Genomic DNA, 17,526 nt, shown 5'->3' on the forward strand with positions numbered 1-17,526 from the left:
GGCGCACTGCGTGTAGCTTCAACCCCCTTCCAGGGGTGACACCTGTGGCCCGGCAGCGCCGGCTCCACGCTGTCGCTGGCCTGGAAGCGCCGCTGAACCAGCAATCGACAAGGAAAAAAAGATGTCCCGATTTCAAGTGAAAAAAGTCGCCGTGCTCGGCGCGGGCGTGATGGGCGCGCAAATCGCCGCCCATCTGGTCAACTGCCGGGTGCCGGTGGTGATGTTTGACCTGCCGGCCAAAGAAGGCCCGAAAAACGGCATTGTCAGCCGCGCCATCGAGGGCCTGAAAAAGCTCAAACCCGCGCCGCTGGGCGTGCTTGACGACGCCAGCCTGATCCAGCAGGCGAACTATGAAGAGCACATGGATGTTCTCAAAGAATGCGACCTGATCATCGAAGCCATCGCCGAGCGCATGGACTGGAAAACTGATCTTTATCACAAGATCGCGCCCTTCATTGCCGAAGGCGCCATCGTGGCCAGCAACACCTCGGGCCTGTCGATCACCACGCTCAGCGAAGCGCTGCCCGAAGCCATCAAGCCGCGCTTTTGCGGCATCCATTTTTTTAACCCGCCGCGCTACATGGCGCTGGTCGAGCTGATCAACACGCCGACGACGCAAGCCACGGTGCTGGATGAGCTGGAAGCCTTTGTCACCACCGCGCTGGGCAAGGGGGTGATCCGCGCCCACGACACGCCCAACTTCATTGCCAACCGCGTCGGCATTGCCGGCATGCTGGCCACCATCAAGGAAGCCGACGCCTTTGGCCTGAGCTATGACGTGGTCGATGACCTGACCGGCAAGAAGCTGGGCCGCGCCAGTTCGGGCACCTTCCGCACCGCCGACGTGGTCGGGCTGGACACGATGGCGCACGTCATCAAGACGCTGCAGGACAACCTCGGCGAGGGGAAAATTGCCGACCCATTTGCTGACATGTACGGCACGCCGCCGGTGCTGGCCAGCCTGCTGGAAAGCAAAAGCCTGGGCCAGAAGTCCGGCGCCGGCTTTTACAAGAAAGTCGGCCGCGACATCCTGCGGCTGGACCCCGAAAGCATGGAATACGTGCCCGGCGGCGCCAAGGCCGACGAAGTGGTTGGCCGCATGCTGAAAAAGCCGGCCGGCGAGCGCCTCGGGCTGCTGCGCCATGCCGAAGGCGCCGAACCGCGCTTTTTATGGGCCGTGCTGCGCGACCAGTTCCACTATGCCGCTGTACACCTCGCGAGCATTGCCGAAACCGCCCGCGACATCGACTTTGCCATGCGCTGGGGTTTTGGCGCAAAGCAGGGCCCGTTCGAGCTGTGGCAGGAAGCCGGCTGGCTGAAGGTGGCGAACTGGATCAAGGAAGACATTGACGCCGGCAAGGCGCTGAGTTCTGCGCCGCTGCCCGACTGGGTGTTCAATGGCCCGGTGGCCGCAGCCGGTGGCGTGCACACGCCCGAAGGGTCATGGAGTGCCTCAAGCCACGCATTCATTCCCCGCCGCAAGCTGCCGGTCTATGAACGCCAGTATTTTCCCGAAGACGTGCTGGGTTCCAACACGCCAGCGTTCGAGACCGCCGGAACGACGCTGCACGAAGACGACGCGATTCGCCTGTGGACGCTCGATGGCGACCAAAGCGATGTGCTCATTGCCAGCATCAAGACCAAGATGCACGCCATCAGCCCCGATGTGGTCGAGGGCCTGGCGATGGGCGTGGACCTGGCCGAAAAAAGCTACAAGGGCCTGGTGATCTGGTCGAACCACGCGATGTTCTCGGCCGGCGCCGACCTGCAGGCCATGCTGCCGGCCTTCATGATGGCCGGCGTGTCGGCGGTGGACGGTGCCGAGGCCGAAATGCAGGCCGTGATGCTCAGGCTGCGTTACGCTAGCGTGCCTGTGGTGTCGGCAATTCGCGGCCTGGCGCTGGGCGGCGGCTGCGAAATGGCGGTGTATTCGGCCAGGCGCGTCGCGGCAATGGAAAGTTACATCGGCCTGGTGGAAGTGGGTGTTGGCCTGGTGCCAGGCGCTGGCGGCCTGACGTATATTGCACGCCGCGCCGCTGAAAACGCGGCCAAGTCCAGCAACAAGGACGTGCTGCCTTTCCTGACCGAGGGCTTTACCGCCGCCGCCATGGCAACGGTGGGCACCAGCGCGCTGGAAAGCCGCAAGCTGGGCTATCTGCTTGACAGCGACGTGGTCGTGCCGAACAAGGACGAACTGCTGTTCGTGGCGCTGAACGAAGCGCGCGCGCTGTACAACTCGGGTTATCGTCCACCGCACAAGCGCCTGTTCCCGGTGGCGGGACGCAACGGCATCGCCACTATTAAGGGTCAACTGGTCAACATGCAGGGCGGCGGCTTCATCAGTGCGCACGACTTTCACATTGCCAGCCTGATCGCCGGCGTGGTCTGCGGCGGCGATGTTGACGCCGGCACGCTGGTCAGCGAGGAATATTTGATGACGCTGGAGCGCAAGGCCTTTTGCGCGCTGCTGGAACATCCGAAAACGCAGGAACGCATCATGGGCATGATGAGCACCGGCAAGCCGGTGCGCAACTGATGGTTGAGCCCAACACCGTGAAGCATCCTCCCAACCGGCTGGAGCGCCAGCTGGACCGGCTGTCCGATGTGCCGGTCTTTGCCCGCACCTGGTTCCGCAGCGTGGTGATGCGTCGCGCCGTGCCTTTTACCGGCACGGCCGACATCGACTTTTTGCAGATGAGCCGGGAACGCGTCGAAGTTGGCCTGAAAAACGAAAAGAAGGTGCAGAACCACATCGGCGGCATCCATGCGTCGGCCATGAACCTGCTGGCCGAAACCGCCACCGGCATGGTGGTCGGCATGAACGTGCGCGACGACTGCATTCCGCTCGCCAAGGAGTTGAAGATGGCGTTCAGGAAGCGCGCCACCGGCGCCCTGCGGGCGGTCGCCATCCTCACGCCCGAGCAGCAGGCGCTGATGCAGGCCAGCGACAAGGGCGAAGTCAATGTGCGGGTCGAGGTGACCGACGAAACCGGTATCGAACCTGTCGAATGTGAATTTGTGTGGGCCTGGGTACCGTCCGGTTTGCGCAAGCAGGTGCCATGAAACTTCCGCAGACCCTCACCCCAACCCTCTCCCGCACGCGGGAGAGGGAGCAAAAGCAAAAGCAAAAGCAAGAGCAAAAGCAAGAGCAAGAGCAAGAGCAAGAGCAAGAGCAAGAGCAGGCATTGGTGTCGTCCCCGTCTGACTCCCTCTCCCGCTTGCGGGAGAGGGCTGGGGTGAGGGTGCGCGCCCGCGCGCTCCGGGAGAGCCAAACCGATGCCGAAGCCCTGCTTTGGTCCAGGCTGCGTGCCCGGCAAATCGGCAATTTGAAATTTCGCCGCCAGCGTCCAATCGGCCCCTACTTCGCAGATTTCGCCTGCCTTGAAATAGGGCTGGTCATCGAGCTTGACGGCGGCCAGCATGCCAAAGACGCAGGCGTTGCCCATGATCAGAAACGCAGCGACGCCATGGCTGCCCTGGGTTTTAAAACGCTGCGTTTTTGGAACAACGATGTACTGCTTCAAACCGAAGCGGTGCTGGAAAAAATACTGCAATTTGCAGTTCCCCTCACCCCAACCCTCTCCCGCACGCGGGAGAGGGAGCAAGGACAAACTAAAGGAAGCACACCATGAGCAAACAAGTCCAGGACGCCTACATCGTTGCCGCCACGCGCACGCCCATCGGGCGCTCGCACCGGGGGGTTTTCCGCAACACCCGGCCTGACGACCTGCTCGTCAGCGTCCTCAAGGCCGCGCTGGCCCAGGTGCCGACGCTGGACCCGAAAGCGATTGAAGACATCATCTGCGGCTGCGCGATTCCCGAAGGTCCGCAGGGCCTGAACATCGCCCGCATCGGTGCGGTCCTGGCCGGTTTGCCGACCAGCGTGGGCGGCATCACCGTGAACCGCTTTTGCGCCTCCGGCCTGTCGGCGATCCAGATGGCGGCTGACCGCATCCGCGTCGGCGAGGCCGAGGTGATGTTTGCCGCCGGCACTGAAAGCATGAGCATGGTGCCGATGTCGGGCAACTCGCCGTCGCTGTCGCCGGCCATGTTCGCCAACGACGAGAACGTCGGCATTGCCTACGGCATGGGACTGACGGCCGAGAAGGTGGCGCAGCAGTGGAAAGTCTCGCGTCAGGCGCAGGACGAGTTTGCCTATGAGTCGCACATGAAGGCGCTCAAGGCCCAGCAGGCTGGCGAGTTCACGGCCGAAATCACGCCGGTCGAAGTGACGGACCGCAGCGCCAACCTGGAAACCGGCGAAGTCATCGCCAAAAGCCGCCTCGTCAGCCTGGACGACGGCGCCCGGCCCGACACCACGCTCGAAGGCCTGGCCAAGCTCAAGACGCCGTTTGCCGCGCGCGGTTCGGTCACGGCCGGCAACAGCTCGCAAACCTCCGACGGCGCCGGTGCGCTGATCCTGGCCAGCGAAAAAGCCGTCAAGCAGTTCGGCCTCACGCCGCTGGCCCGTTTCGTCAGCTACGCCGCCAAGGGTGTGCCGCCGGACATCATGGGCATCGGCCCGATTGAAGCCATTCCGGCCGCGCTGCGTTATGCCGGCTTGACGCAAAACGACATCGACTGGTTCGAGCTGAACGAAGCGTTTGCCGCGCAGTCGCTGGCGGTCATCAACACGCTGGGACTGGACCCGGCCAAGGTCAACCCGATGGGCGGTGCGATTGCGCTGGGCCACCCGCTGGGCGCCACCGGTGCGATTCGCGCCGCCACGGTGATCCATGCGCTGCACCGCCACCAGCTGAAATACGGCATGGTGACGATGTGCGTCGGCATGGGGCAAGGCGCCGCCGGCATCTTCGAGCGCGTCTGACCATTTTTGAAAGCGCGCCATGGCCTTCTGGGTGGTCGGCAAGCACATGGCGGACCCGACGACGACGGCGGCCGGCCGGAGGCCGCCCGACTGACGGCGCTTGCCGCCGATCCGCAGGTTAAGGACCGGCCGGACTTTGAGCGCAAAGCCCTGATTGCCTGAACCTTTGGCATGCTGCCAGAATCATGTTTTTTACAACCCTGCAGAAAATCCCATGACCGCACTTTCCAACGACATCCTGGTTCACACCGACAGCGGCGTGATGACGATCACGCTCAACCGCCTGGCACGCAAGAATTCCATCACCGCCGCCATGTACGACACGCTGGCCGATGCGCTGGATTCGGCCAACCATGACGTGGCGGTTTGCGCCGTGGTCTTCCAGGGCCATGAAACGATCTTTTCAGCCGGCAACGACATTGGCGACTTCCTGAACAAGCCGCCCGCCACGTCGGACGCGCCGGTGTTTCGTTTCCTTCGCGGCCTCAGCAGCTTTCCCAAGCCCATCGTTGCCAGCGTGTGCGGTCCGGCGGTCGGCATCGGCACCACCATGCTGTTCCATTGCGACCTGGTGTATGCCGGCGACAACGCGGCGTTTTCCATGCCTTTCGTCAACCTGGGGCTGTGCCCTGAAGCGGCATCGAGCTTTCTGGCCGCGCAGCTGATGGGCTATCCGCGCGCGGCCGAAGCGCTGCTGCTGGGTGAGCCCTTCATGGCCGAGACGGCGCTGGATATGGGCCTGATCAACCGCATCGTGCCGCCCGCCGAGGCCAATGCGCTGGCGCAACGGCAGGCGCTCAAGCTGGCCGCCAAGCCGATCACGTCGCTGATGGAAACCAAGCGGCTGATGAAAAAAGGCAATGCCGGCATGGTGGCCGAGCGCATGGCCGAAGAAGGCGCGAGTTTTGGCCGCATGCTGCAGGAGCCTGCCGCCCGCGAAGCGTTCACCGCCTTCATGGAAAAGCGCAAGCCGGATTTCTCGGCACTTTGAGCCTTTTGATGCCATATTGCAAGTAAAAAGTGCTGTTTGCGCATACTGGGCGGGTACTGACAGCTCCTTGATTGATAGCATCCAAGCGATGGATGATGAATAAAAAAGCCGCTGTCAGTTTCTGATGGCGGCTTTTTTTCAACGTTCAGCAGGTGCGAGATGGCACCTGCCGCAGGCTTACATCAGTGCATCGGAGACGCCGATGACATGGATGGCAATCAGCGTCAGCAGGCCGGCCATGATCAGGTAGTAGATGGTGGGAATGATGGTCATCCGCAGCACGGCGCCTTCGCGCCCCAGCAGCCCGACCGTGGCCGACGCCGCCACCACGTTGTGGATGGCGATCATGTTGCCCGCTGCGGCGCCCACGGCCTGCGCAGCCACCAGCATCGCACCCGAAACACCGATCAGATGGGCGGTGTCGAACTGGAACTGCGCCAGCATCAGGTTCGACACCGTGTTTGAGCCGGCAATGAAGGCGCCCAGTGCCCCGACCGCTGGCGCAAAGAACGGATAGACATGGCCCACGCTGCTGGCCACCAGTTCGGCCATGGCCCGTGGCATCGACGGCAGGCCGCCCAGGTTGACGCCCGAGTTGATCAGGATACGCACCATGGGGATGGTGAAGATCAGCACGAAGCCGGCGCCCAGCAGGGTGCGCGACGACTCGCTGACAGCGGCCCGGAGTTCCGAAAATTTCATGCGCTGCAGCAAAAATGTCGCCAACACCACCATCACCATGATGCCGCCTGGCAGGTACAGGAATTCAATGCTGCCCGACAGGCCGGTCTCGCCGAGGATGTCTTTCCAGCCCAACACCAGGTTGTTGGAAAAGAAGCCCTTCACATCCGCATTGACGCGCGACAGCACCAGCAGCCCGGCCAGCAACAGGTAGGGCAGCCAGGCCAGGCCGACAGACATGGGCGGCTTGGACGTCAGGTCGTCCAGCTTGATCTGGATGCTGCCCATCCACTGCTCCGGCCAGTCCTTGGCATCGGCAAAGTCCCAGGTTTTCTTGGGCAGCAGAAAACCTGCCTTGGCGGCAGGCACCACGATGACCAGGCCCACCAGGGCGCCAATGATGGAAGGAAACTCGGGGCCGAGAAACACGCCTGCCGCCGCATACGGAATCACGAAGGCCAGGCCCGCGAACAGCGCAAAAGGCGCCACGCCCAGGCCTTCGGTCCAGGATTTGTCGCGGCCGAAAAACCGCGTCAGCATCACGCACATCAGCAGCGGCATGGCGATCCCGATGAGGGCATGCGTGATCGCGACTTCCGACGTGATCAGCCGGTAAAACGTCTCCCACTCCGACCCCTTGGCCAGCAGCTGCTGGGAAATGCCGGCCTTGTCCAGTCCGCCCGACACACCGACGACGATGGGTGTGCCCACCGCGCCAAAGGACACCGGGGTTGACTGAACCATCATGCCCAGCATCACCGCGCCCATCGCCGGAAAGCCCAGCGCCACCAGCAATGGCGCGGCGACGGCGGCCGGCGTGCCAAACCCCGAGGCCCCTTCGATGAAGCAGCCAAACAGCCACGCCACGATGATGACCTGCACCCGGCGGTCCGGGCTGATGTTGGAAAAACCGCCGCGTATGGCCTTGATGGCGCCGGAGTGTTTCAGCGTGTTGAGCAGCAAGATGGCGCCAAAGATGATCCAGAGGATGGCGCCCGTCAGCACCAGGCCCTGGAGGCTTGACGCCAGCACGCGGTTGACCGACATGTCCCAGGCGGTGAGTGCAATCAGCGCCGTGACCAGCAGCACGACGGGCATGGCCCGCTTGGCCGGCCAGTTCAGGCCGACCAGCAACACGGCGGCCAGCAGCAGTGGCGCAAACGCCAGAAGGGAGAGCAGGGTTTGGTTCATGCCGCAAGCCCGACAAAAAGGTAGGTCTTGCCAAAAAAGGCGGGTAGCTGCTGCAACGTCATGCGGCTGTCTCCTGGAGGGTTGAGGGTTTGTGGGGTTGAGTTTCCCGAACTTGACAGGTTCGACGAGCGCCCCGGCTGCCAGGGCGTGCGTCAATCAGAGGCCGAACTATAGGGGCAAAGCCCCGCTCCAGTTTGAATCTTCTTGGTTGATCGATTGCAAAAATTTTGTGGGCTTTTGTTTCGGCTTTGTAACTTGTGAGCTTGACGAATGCAGTTCCCTCTTACTCCCTCTCCCTCTGGGAGAGGGCTGGGGTGAGGGCTCCCCGAAGGGGATTTTTTGTGGCTGATCCCACGCCCGCTGGCCCTTATCCCAGCCTTCCCCAGCGGGGGAAGGTGTCATGCGGACTTGCGGCCATGTGGCACGGGCGATGACGGAGTAGGCACTCGGCTTTTTCGGAAAAGTGAAACGCAACGAGGGCAAGGCGGTGCATCGGCTGGCGAACGACGCTGGGATGAAGCTGTTTGCTGAGGTCGAATGCAAGGATCGCGAAACACCTTTGCCCCGGCAAGCACTGAAACTGGTCATCAAAGACGCCGCGCGCGGGACTGGATAGACAATAGCCGTCACTGTCTGCCGCTCTTGGGTGGAGAACGTGATGCACCGGTGAAAACACTGGTGCTTACACGCCCGATATCCGTTCGCATGGCCTAAAACCTGGCGCAAGCGCCAAGCCTCATGCTCACGGAGGATTTATGCGACGTCCGATAGCCCAGGTTTTTTGAATGATTTCAAGCAACCGTATGAAGAATTCGACTCTTTGGAGATTTACTTGATTGCAATCAACCACCACATCAACGTCAGCAACGCCGGCAGCTTTGTGCTGTTCGGCGGCATCAACGTCCTCGAATCGCGCGATCTGGCCTTGCGTTCATGCGCAGAATATGTGCGCGTCACCCAAAAGCTCGGCATTCCGTACGTCTTCAAGGCCAGCTTTGACAAGGCCAACCGTTCGTCCATCCATTCCTACCGGGGTCCCGGGCTTGAAGAAGGCCTGCGAATTTTTGAAGCGGTGAAGGCGGAATTCGGCGTTCCGCTGATCACCGATGTGCACGAGACCTGGCAGGCCGCGCCGGTGGCCGAGGTGGTCGATGTGCTGCAGCTGCCGGCCTTCCTGGCGCGGCAAACCGACCTGGTGGTGGCGCTGGCCAGGACCGGCCGGGTCATCAATATCAAGAAGCCGCAGTTCCTCAGCCCCGCGCAGGTGGCCAACATGGTCGAAAAATTCAGGGAAGCCGGCAACGACCAGCTGATTTTGTGCGACCGTGGCACCTGCTTCGGTTACGACAACCTGGTGGTGGACATGCTGGGCTTCGGGGTGATGAAAAAGGTTTGCAACGACCTGCCGATCATTTTCGATGTCACGCATGCGCTGCAGCAGCGCGACCCCGGGGGCGCGGCATCCGGCGGGCGTCGCCAGCAGGTGGCCGATCTGGCGCGGGCCGGCCTGGCGGTGGGCCTGGCGGGCCTGTTTCTGGAGGCGCATCCTGATCCTGACCATGCAATGTGTGACGGTCCAAGTGCCTTGCCGCTCGACCAGCTGGAGCCTTTCCTGGCGCAGATGAAGGCGCTCGATGACTTGGTGAAGTCATTCGCGCCGTTGCAGATCAAATAAGCGCCCTGACCGGGCAGGCCGTTTGCGCGCAGCGCGCTGCTCAGAGCTGAAACGCCAGCCAGCGGATCAAGCCTTCCGAAAACTCGACCATCGGACTGGGGGTTTTTGCCCGGTACAGCCTGGCTGCGGCGCGCTGCTGCTCGATCCAGCAGGCAAAGCGGTGCACGTCGGCGGGCCTGAAAAAGGCCATCATCAATTCGTAGTTCAGGAACAGGCTGCGCTCATCGAGGTTGGCGGATCCGGCCAGCGCCAGCTCGGTGTCGATGACGACGGCCTTGGCATGGACCATTCCATCGACCAGCCAGACGCGGGCGCCTGCGGCCGCCATCTCGCGCAGGGCAGCCGGCCGCGCCAGGTCGGCCAGCCGGTGGTTGGAACGGCGCGGCAGTATCAGGTCAACGGCCACACCGCGCCGGGCGGCCAGTGTCAGCGCCATCAGCAGCGTGGCATCGGGCACAAAGTAAGGCGTGATCAGCAGAATGCGGCTGCGCGCCGTGAAGCAACTGGCAATCAGCAGCGAATACAGCGTGTCCTCTGCCTGGTCAGGACCGCTGGCAATCAGCTGCGCGCCCGCCACGCCGCAGGCCGGCCCGGCCAGCGCGGGCAGTGGCCGGGCCGCCGGTACCGCCTGCGTGGCAAAGTCCCAGTCCTGGTCAAAGCGCTGCTGCGCCTGCCGCGCCAGGTCACCGCGAAAGTCAAAACTCAGGTCGATCCAGGGTACTTTTTGCGGCTGGCTGGATGCGTCGCCGACAAAGTATTCGGCCGCCAGGTTGCGCCCCCCGGACCACATGCGCTGGCCATCGGCCATCACCATCTTGCGGTGATTGCGCAGGTTGGTGCGGCCGGGCAGTGGCGAGCGAAAAGGCGAGACGAACAGCGCCACGTGTACGCCGGCCGCCGACAGTGGCTTCAGGTCGGGCCGTCCGCCCAGGTACACGCCAATGCCGTCCACCAGCAGGCGAACGCGCACGCCGCTGCGCGCCTGCTGCATCAGCAGTTCGCTGACTTCGCGCCCCAGGGCGTCGCGGCCGAGCAAAAAAGTGCAGATGTCCAGCGTTTGCCTGGCCTCCAGCAGCACGCTGCGAAGTGCGGCCAGCGCTTCCTTTCCATCCTGGTGAATGGCCAGCTGTTCATACGCCGCAGCCTGCGCAAGGCCCATGGCGGCGGCCAGCTGCTGGAAGCGGTAGGACGGCGCACTCGACGGGGGGCCGTTGACCGGCAGGGCGGGCGTGTCGCGCAGCAGCGGGCCGCGCGTTACCTTGCGGCTGCCGATCAACAGGTACAGCGGCAGCGCCAGGTATGGCATCAGCGCGAGCGACACAACCCAGGCGATGGCAGCCGACGGGTGCCTGCGCTGGCGCCGGGTGTGCGAGGCAATGACGTAGACCACCAGGCCCGCCAGCGTCACCAGGCCATGCACCGTCAGCCCCCACTGGCTCAGGAACTCATGCAGGCGAGGCATCATGAAGCCGGCAGCTGGCAGCGCCTTCGGCCGGCAACTGTTGGTGCTGTTAGTGACGGGCAGGTGTGCATCGAACCACTATATCGCCGAGGAAGCGCGGCCACTGCCGCCAAGGCCTGCCGGAAAATTCGAGGGTTTCCACTAATTACAACTGCGCAAAGAAAGCCCGCTTGCATTAAAAGTCTGGCGATGGTGTAATTGCTGCACTGCAACATTTTCTTAACGTCAACCCAAGGAACCACCATGAACTTCAACAACGACCAGCTGATCGCCACCCAAAAATCCAATGTCGAAGCCTTTGCCGGCTTGTCGGAAAAAGCATTCGCCAGCTTTGAAAAGCTGATCGAGTTGAACATGGCCGCTTCCAAGGCCCTGATGGGCGAGTCCATCGGCCACCTGCAAGCCCTGACCGAAGTCAAGGATGCCCAGGCCCTGATGACCCTGCAATCGGGCATGGTCAAGCCAATGGCTGAAAAAGCAGCGTCCTACAGCCGCCACCTGTATGACATCGTGTCGGGCAGCAGCGCCGATTTCACCAAGGTGTTCGAATCGGCCAGCGCTGAATCGCAAAAAGCCGTCACCGAACTGCTGGAAACCTCGCTGAAGAATGCACCAGCCGGCTCCGAAGCCGCCGTGGAAGTCTTCAAGTCGGCCATGAATGCCGGCAACAATGCCGTGGAAACCGCCCAGAAAAGCGCCAAGCAGGCTGCCCAACTGGTCGAGTCCAACATCTCCTCGCTGTCTACCGCTGCCCAAAAAGCCGAGTAAGCCCTGAGCCATATCCCGGGGCCCTCTAGGCCCCGGCAGCACATGACGGCACCTTCGGGTGCCGTTTTTGTTGGCGGTCGTGCAATTTCCCGGCCGGGTGCGTCGGCAGGCCCTCACGATCCTGCAGGCGCTCGCCGACAATGCAGGCCATGACCCAACACCTGACCGATCCAGCGCCTGTGCCCGAGTTTGAAGCCGAGTTCATCACCGGACTCAAAGCCATCTTCGAGGAAAAAATCGTCTTCAACCAGATGCTGGGACTGAAGATCACCTCGCTCAAGGCCGACCGGGTCACCGCCCGCATCGACATGCGGCACGAACTCATCGGCCATCCGGCGTACAGCCGCATCCATGGCGGCGTCATCAGCGCCGGGCTGGACGCCATGGGCGGGCTGGCGGTGATGGCGGCCATTGGCGCCCGTCATATGGACGACACCCCGGAGCAGCGACTGCAGCGCTTTCACAAGCTTGGCACGATTGATTTGCGCGTGGACTACCTGCGCCCCGGCATCGGCACGCATTTCGAGTTGCGCGCCGAGGTGATGCGCCTGGGCTCGCGCGTGGCGAGCACGCGCATGGAGTTTCTGGGCGCAGACGGCAAGCTGCTCTCGACGGCAGCAGCGGCCTACATCGTTTCCTGAGGGGTCAAAGCGAGGCCGCCAGCGCCGGCGCAAACACCAGGCGCTGGCTGACGGCTTCCACCCGTGCCCGGTGAATCCATTCGCCGATCTTTGGGCCGTTCTGGCCGGCCGCCATGGCCTGGTCGGCCACCTGGTCCGTTGCCACGCTCTGGGCCGCCGCCAGCGCTGCCAGCAGCCGGGGCCGCTGCGGATAAGCCGATTCCTCCAGTCCCAGGCGGCCGCGCGCATCACACTCGCAGGCCAGCAGGATGTCGGCAAAGCGCTGCGGCTTGCGAAATGCGTCGCAGCGCTCCAGCAGGCGCACCACGGCGGCGGGACTGAATTCGCTGCTCCGGTGGATGTTGCCATGCTCGCGCGCCACCACGTCGGCGATGTCGCGGCACTCCACCGGCACGCGCAGGCGCTGGCACACGCCCTTGAGCAACCGGGCGCTGCGCTCCTCGTGGCCGATGTGGCGCGGCAGCACGTCGGCCGGCGTCGTGCCTTTGCCCAGGTCGTGGCATAGGCAGGCAAAGCGCACCGGCAGCGGCGCACCGAGTTGCGCGGCCATGTCCAGCACCATCATCAGGTGAATGCCGGTGTCCACCTCGGGGTGGTATTGAGCGCGCTGCGGCACGCCCCAGAGCCGGTCCACTTCGGGCAGCAGGTGCTTGAGCGCGCCGCACTCGCGCAGCACGTCGAGCATGCGCGAGGGCTTGTGCTCCATCAGGCCGCGCGCCAGTTCCTGCCAGACGCGCTCGGGCACCAGCGCATCGACTTCGCCGTATTCCACCATTTCGCACATCATCGCCAGCGTTTCGGGCGCGATGGAAAAGTCGGCAAAGCGCGCCGCAAACCGCGCCAGCCGCAGGATGCGCACCGGGTCTTCGCGAAATGCGTCGGTGACGTGGCGCAATACCTTGGCCTGCAAGTCGCGCTGGCCGCCATGGGGATCGACCAGGGCATCGAAATCAGGCTCAAAAGTGCTGTTGGCGCTTTCTGGATGGGCGGGAGCAGCTATTGAATTGATAGTCAGGTCGCGCCGTGCCAGGTCCTGCTCCAGCGTGACATCGGGGGCGGCATGGATGGTAAACCCCCGGTAGCCGCGCGCGCTGTTGCGCTCGGTGCGCGCCAGTGCGTATTCCTCGCGCGTCTGGGGATGCAAAAACACCGGAAAGTCCTTGCCAACCGGCAAAAAGCCCAGCGCCGTCAAGTCTTCAGGCGTGGCGCCCACCACCACCCAGTCGTGGTCCTGTACCGGCAGGCCCAGCAATTTGTCGCGCACCGCGCCGCCGACCATGTAGATTTTCATGCGGGCAGTTTAGCGCCGGTGCGAGGGCCGGGCAGTCCTGCACCGGCAAGCTGTTGCCCCGCTGTCGCAAGCGTCGGTTTCCTACTGCATTTGTCGAAAATCGCCAGCGCCGACGGGCAGGCGGTCCGGGGATGCTGTGGGTATCCAGGCCACGCCATACCGTGTGGCCGGACGGCCTTGAAATGGACCCCTCTACCATGCTTTTTTCTGAACTCGACAAGCCCCGTCTTGGATCCGTGCCGCCCTGCCTGCCGGGCGCCGCAAGCGAGGAGGCCGCATGGACCTGCTGAACCTGGTGCAATGGCCGGCCATGCTGGTCAGCGTGGTGGCGGCCTGGTATGTGGCGTCCAGCCACAAGGGCAAGCGCAACTGGGGCTTCTGGCTGTTTCTGGTCAGCAATGTGCTGTGGATCGTCTGGGGCGTTCACACTGGCGCGCCGGCACTGATCGTGTTGCAGGTCTGCCTGGCGGCGATGAACATTCGCGGGGCGATGAAGGCGCAGGCTTGATGCCCGGCGTGCGCCAGGTCAGCGCTGCAGCCGGTAGGGTTCCTCGAATTCGCGAAAGTCGTTTTCCGCCAGCGCTTCGCTTATCCAGGCCTTCACCCCGGGCATGGCGCACAGGCGCTCGATGTAGGCGGCAATGTCGTCAGGCACCGGCAGGGCATAGCTTTTGAGCCGCATGCAGACCGGCGCAAAAAAAGCGTCGGCAATGCAGAAGTCGCCGAACAGCATCGGCCCTTCGTGTCCGGCCAGCAGCTCGCGCCACATGGTCACCAGGCGCGCCACGTCAGTGCGCACGGCGGGCTTGTCGCGCCAGACCAGCGCGCCAATGTCTGCCAGGTCGGCCTCGATGTTCATCGGGCAGGCGCCGCGCAGTGCGGCAAAGCCGCTGTGCATTTCAGCGCAGATGCTGCGCGCCCGGGCTCTGGCCTGAACTGCTTGCGGCCAGAGGCTTTTTTCAGGAAGACGTTCGGCCAGGTATTCGGCAATGGCCAGCGTGTCCCAGACCCTGAAGCCGTCGTCGTCCAGCACCGGAACCTTGCCCACCGGGTTGACGGTGCTGATCTGTTTCCTGAAGTCCGAACCTTCTTCAAACGAATCGAAGCGGACGACGACTTCTTCAAAGGCAATGTCGGCCTGCGTGAGCAGCACCCATGGGCGCATCGACCAGGACGAATAGTTTTTGTTGCCGATGTAGAGCTTGAGCATGGGGCTTCCTGGTGAAGGTCAAGGCACGGGTTCAGAACCGGCCGGAGGTTTTCCGTTTCGCCGTCAGCCCGCTGCGCAAACCCCGCGCGCCCAGGTAGGTCGGGCCTATTGCCGCCAGCGACGCCGGTGTAATGCCCAGCGCCTGCAATCCCGGAAGTTTGCCAGTGGCGACGTTGTCGGTCTTCATGGCGTCCAGGTTGTCGCGGCTGAGCACCGGGTCGCCGGGCGCCAGTTCCATGAAAAACGCCTGCACCCGCGCCAGCGCGTTGGGCAGCCCAATCACCGGCCGGCCGTTGCCCTGGCCGATGCCAGCGTAGCGGCCGGCCAGCTGCACCAGCTGGCGCAGTGTGAAGACATCGGGGCCGCAGGCTTCATACACCTGGCCGATGGTCTCGCTGTCCTGCAGGCACTGCACCACGGCGCTGGCGACGTCGCCGACCCACACCGGCTGGAAGCGCGCTTCGCTGCCAGCCAGCGGAATCACCGGAAACACCTGCTGCAGGCTGGCGAAGGTGTTGAGAAACTTGTCCCCCGCGCCAAAGATGACGCTGGGGCGCAGCACCGTCACGTCCAGCCCGGAGCCGAGCAGCGCGGCTTCACCACGCGCCTTGCTGCGCTGGTACATCGATGCCGATTCGGTGGAGGCGCCCAGTGCGCTGATGTGCACCAGCCGCCGCACGCCGGCGGCCTTGCAGGCGCGCACCAGGTTCAGCGGCCACTGCACATGCACTTTTTGAAATGCGTCTTCCGAGCCGTGCAGGATGGCAATCAGGTTGACCACCGCATCGTGTCCGGCCACCAGCGCGGCCAGCGCAGCAGCGTCATGCAGGTCGATCTGTGCCACCTCCGCCAGCGGCAGCATTTGCAGGTGCCGGGCACTGGCGCTGCGGCGCGTGGCCACGGTCACGCGGCATTGCAACTGGTTGAGTTTTTCGCAAACCTGGGTACCGACGAAGCCGGTACCGCCGAAGATCAGAACTTTTTTCATAAGGCCTAATTTAGCGTGTTTGCCGGGGTTTTTCCTAAAAACCTGTTCTTTTAAGGCCTCAATCATGCGGTCCTGCCTGAACGCCCCGGTCATGCGGTCGGCCGGGTAGGAAAAACCGGTGGCTGGCGCGCAGGAACGCGGCCATCTCTCGCCCTTGGCCTACATGCCAGCCTGCCGCCTTGTTCGCATAATGAATCGATGAACATTTTCGAAGCATTGCGCATCAGCCACGTGACCCAGCGCGCACTGGCCGACAACCTGATCCTGACGCAAGGCGACACGGCAGAACGGGCATCGATCTTTCGTTCGCTCCGGCTTGAACTGGCGGCGCATGCGGCAGCCGAGGAGCGGTTCTTCTATGTGCCGCTGATCGCGCATGACATCACGCAGCAGCCTTCGCGCCACGGCATTGCCGAGCACCACCAGATGGACAAGCTGGTCGAGGCGCTGCAAGCCACCGACCCCCGTTCGCCTGCCTGGCTGGCGGCGGCCAGGGCGCTGCACCACAAGATACACCACCACCTGGAAGATGAGGAGCGCAGCGTTTTCCAGCTGGCCGGCAAGGTGCTGGGCGAAGACGAGAAGCTGTCGCTGGCGCGCGACTACGAAGGCGAATTCGTCACGCAGCGTCTGAAGGACTGATGACCGTTTCGGTTGATGCTGCCGGGCGGCGGTTTCAGCGCTGGTCTTGCCTTGCACTTTCATCAACCACCCGTGCTTCGGGTTTTTCAAACCGCCTGACCAGGCGCGGCATCAGGGCAAAGATGGCCAGCGCCAGCAGCGTGCTCAGCACGGCCGTGGACTCGCGTCCCATACCGGCGGCCACGCCAATGGCGGCGGTCAGCCAGATGCCGGCGGCCGTCGTCAGGCCCCTGACCTTGTCCTCGTCGTCGCCTTTGAGAATGGTCCCCGCGCCCAGAAAACCGATGCCGGCAATGATCCCTTGCACCACGCGGCTGACGGCATCGTCTTCCATGCCCGACTGCTGTGACAGCAGCATGAACAATGCCGCGCCCATGGCCACCAGCATGTGGGTGCGCACGCCGGCCGCCTTGCCTTTTTGCTCGCGCTCGATGCCCAGCAACCCGCCCAGCAGGGCGGCCAGCGTGAGGCGAAGCAAAATCCGGGTGACCTGCGCGGCATCGGGCAGGTCGGAAAATTCAGAGGCAATGGTTTGTCCCACCTGCTGCCACATGCTTGCACCCATGCCAACTCCTTCTGCTTAACTTTTTTATGTCAAAAGTGCATCTTGCGCATACAGGGTATATATAAGATGCTACTTATTCAATAGCGGTCAGGGCCGGGCGATCTTTTGCGGCTTGCCGGCATCGTCAATCGCCACGTAGGTCAGGCTGGCTTCGGTGACCTTGAAGTATCGGCCCTGTGCCCGGAAACCCTCGGCAAACACCTCGACCTGCACCGTGATCGAGGTGTTGCCAATGCGGGTCACGGCGGCAAAGAACGACAAAATGTCGCCCACCCGCACCGGCTGCTTGAAGATGAACTGGTTGACCGCCACGGTCGCCATGCGGCCATCGACATAGCGCGCCGGCAGCACCGCGCCCGCCAGGTCCACCTGCGCCATCACCCAGCCGCCAAAAATGTCGCCGTTGGCATTGCAGTCACGTGGCATCGGAATCACCTTCAGCACCAACTCCTTGTCGGCCGGCAGCTGGCCATGCAGGGCGCGGGTTTCCAGGTCTGCGGCGGCGAAGGCGCCTGGAGCGGCTGCGGCGGTGGTATTGGCCGGCAGGGCGCTTGATTCGAGGGACATAGGCACAATCTCAGAGGTTTGAAAAA

General features: G+C 63.3%; 17 protein-coding genes. 10 read left to right on the forward strand and 7 right to left on the reverse strand.

Annotated features, from left to right (window positions below):
- Positions 1 to 121: 121 nt before the first annotated feature.
- From IWX85_RS02460 to IWX85_RS02480, 5 genes are all read left to right on the forward strand, one after another.
- Positions 122 to 2,536, forward strand: coding sequence for a 3-hydroxyacyl-CoA dehydrogenase/enoyl-CoA hydratase family protein (locus IWX85_RS02460; RefSeq protein WP_196868645.1), 2,415 nt, complete (start codon positions 122 to 124; stop codon positions 2,534 to 2,536).
- Entirely contained in the window at positions 2,536 to 3,063 is a 528-nt protein-coding gene (locus IWX85_RS02465; protein WP_196868646.1) for a DUF4442 domain-containing protein, read from the forward strand. Before IWX85_RS02460 ends, IWX85_RS02465 begins: the two co-directional genes overlap by 1 nt.
- Positions 3,060 to 3,632, forward strand: a complete 573-nt coding sequence (locus IWX85_RS02470) for an endonuclease domain-containing protein (protein WP_196868647.1) — start codon at positions 3,060 to 3,062, stop codon at positions 3,630 to 3,632. The genes IWX85_RS02465 and IWX85_RS02470 overlap by 4 nt, the downstream gene beginning before the upstream one ends.
- Positions 3,629 to 4,828 (forward strand): acetyl-CoA C-acyltransferase, encoded by a 1,200-nt coding sequence (locus tag IWX85_RS02475; protein ID WP_196868648.1) that lies wholly within the window; start codon positions 3,629 to 3,631, stop codon positions 4,826 to 4,828. The genes IWX85_RS02470 and IWX85_RS02475 overlap by 4 nt, the downstream gene beginning before the upstream one ends.
- Positions 4,829 to 5,042: 214 nt before the next feature.
- Positions 5,043 to 5,819 carry an enoyl-CoA hydratase gene (locus tag IWX85_RS02480; protein WP_196868649.1) on the forward strand — a complete coding sequence of 259 codons (777 nt, stop codon included), beginning with the start codon at positions 5,043 to 5,045 and terminating at the stop codon, positions 5,817 to 5,819.
- A 177-nt stretch (positions 5,820 to 5,996) separates the two neighbouring features.
- Here the strand turns inward: IWX85_RS02480 and IWX85_RS02485 are convergent, their stop codons facing one another.
- Positions 5,997 to 7,691: an L-lactate permease gene (locus tag IWX85_RS02485; protein WP_196868650.1), complete on the reverse strand. Its 1,695-nt coding sequence runs from the start codon at positions 7,689 to 7,691 to the stop codon at positions 5,997 to 5,999.
- A gap of 832 nt (positions 7,692 to 8,523) precedes the next feature.
- On the opposite strand from IWX85_RS02485, the gene kdsA reads away from it, so the two are divergent.
- Positions 8,524 to 9,366, forward strand: coding sequence for a 3-deoxy-8-phosphooctulonate synthase (gene kdsA / locus IWX85_RS02490; RefSeq protein ID WP_196868651.1), 843 nt, complete (start codon positions 8,524 to 8,526; stop codon positions 9,364 to 9,366).
- A 40-nt stretch (positions 9,367 to 9,406) separates the two neighbouring features.
- Here the strand turns inward: kdsA and IWX85_RS02495 are convergent, their stop codons facing one another.
- Positions 9,407 to 10,831: a phosphatidylserine/phosphatidylglycerophosphate/cardiolipin synthase family protein gene (locus tag IWX85_RS02495; RefSeq protein WP_231379479.1), complete on the reverse strand. Its 1,425-nt coding sequence runs from the start codon at positions 10,829 to 10,831 to the stop codon at positions 9,407 to 9,409.
- A 240-nt stretch (positions 10,832 to 11,071) separates the two neighbouring features.
- Between IWX85_RS02495 and IWX85_RS02500 the strand changes: the two genes are divergently transcribed.
- Both IWX85_RS02500 and IWX85_RS02505 read left to right on the forward strand, forming a co-directional pair.
- Positions 11,072 to 11,596 (forward strand): phasin family protein, encoded by a 525-nt coding sequence (locus IWX85_RS02500; RefSeq protein ID WP_036808926.1) that lies wholly within the window; start codon positions 11,072 to 11,074, stop codon positions 11,594 to 11,596.
- Positions 11,597 to 11,745: 149 nt separating this feature from the next.
- Positions 11,746 to 12,237, forward strand: coding sequence for a thioesterase family protein (locus IWX85_RS02505; RefSeq protein WP_051984515.1), 492 nt, complete (start codon positions 11,746 to 11,748; stop codon positions 12,235 to 12,237).
- A gap of 4 nt (positions 12,238 to 12,241) precedes the next feature.
- Here IWX85_RS02505 and IWX85_RS02510 read toward each other — a convergent pair whose 3' ends face one another.
- Positions 12,242 to 13,528: a multifunctional CCA addition/repair protein gene (locus tag IWX85_RS02510; protein ID WP_196868652.1), complete on the reverse strand. Its 1,287-nt coding sequence runs from the start codon at positions 13,526 to 13,528 to the stop codon at positions 12,242 to 12,244.
- A gap of 277 nt (positions 13,529 to 13,805) precedes the next feature.
- Between IWX85_RS02510 and IWX85_RS02515 the strand changes: the two genes are divergently transcribed.
- A complete protein-coding gene (locus tag IWX85_RS02515) occupies positions 13,806 to 14,036 on the forward strand; it encodes a hypothetical protein (RefSeq protein ID WP_036808932.1) in 231 nt (76 codons plus the stop codon).
- An 18-nt stretch (positions 14,037 to 14,054) separates the two neighbouring features.
- On the opposite strand, the gene IWX85_RS02520 is transcribed toward IWX85_RS02515, so the two are convergent.
- Both IWX85_RS02520 and IWX85_RS02525 read right to left on the reverse strand, forming a co-directional pair.
- Positions 14,055 to 14,738 (reverse strand): glutathione S-transferase family protein, encoded by a 684-nt coding sequence (locus IWX85_RS02520; protein WP_196868653.1) that lies wholly within the window; start codon positions 14,736 to 14,738, stop codon positions 14,055 to 14,057.
- Positions 14,739 to 14,769: 31 nt separating this feature from the next.
- Positions 14,770 to 15,726: a complex I NDUFA9 subunit family protein gene (locus tag IWX85_RS02525; RefSeq protein ID WP_196868654.1), complete on the reverse strand. Its 957-nt coding sequence runs from the start codon at positions 15,724 to 15,726 to the stop codon at positions 14,770 to 14,772.
- 198 nt (positions 15,727 to 15,924) lie between these two features.
- Here IWX85_RS02525 and IWX85_RS02530 point away from each other — a divergent pair, with 198 nt between their 5' ends.
- Complete coding sequence (locus IWX85_RS02530) at positions 15,925 to 16,368, forward strand: hemerythrin domain-containing protein (RefSeq protein ID WP_036808940.1); 444 nt, start codon at positions 15,925 to 15,927, stop codon at positions 16,366 to 16,368.
- A 34-nt stretch (positions 16,369 to 16,402) separates the two neighbouring features.
- Here IWX85_RS02530 and IWX85_RS02535 read toward each other — a convergent pair whose 3' ends face one another.
- Complete coding sequence (locus IWX85_RS02535) at positions 16,403 to 16,933, reverse strand: MgtC/SapB family protein (protein WP_231379480.1); 531 nt, start codon at positions 16,931 to 16,933, stop codon at positions 16,403 to 16,405.
- Positions 16,934 to 17,020: 87 nt separating this feature from the next.
- The gene (locus tag IWX85_RS02540) at positions 17,021 to 17,500 is read right to left on the reverse strand and encodes an acyl-CoA thioesterase (protein WP_081932586.1); all 480 of its coding nucleotides are present in this window, start codon (positions 17,498 to 17,500) and stop codon (positions 17,021 to 17,023) included.
- Positions 17,501 to 17,526: the final 26 nt, after the last annotated feature.

Source organism: Polaromonas sp. CG_9.11, assembly GCF_015752225.1.
GTDB lineage: Bacteria > Pseudomonadota > Gammaproteobacteria > Burkholderiales > Burkholderiaceae_C > Polaromonas.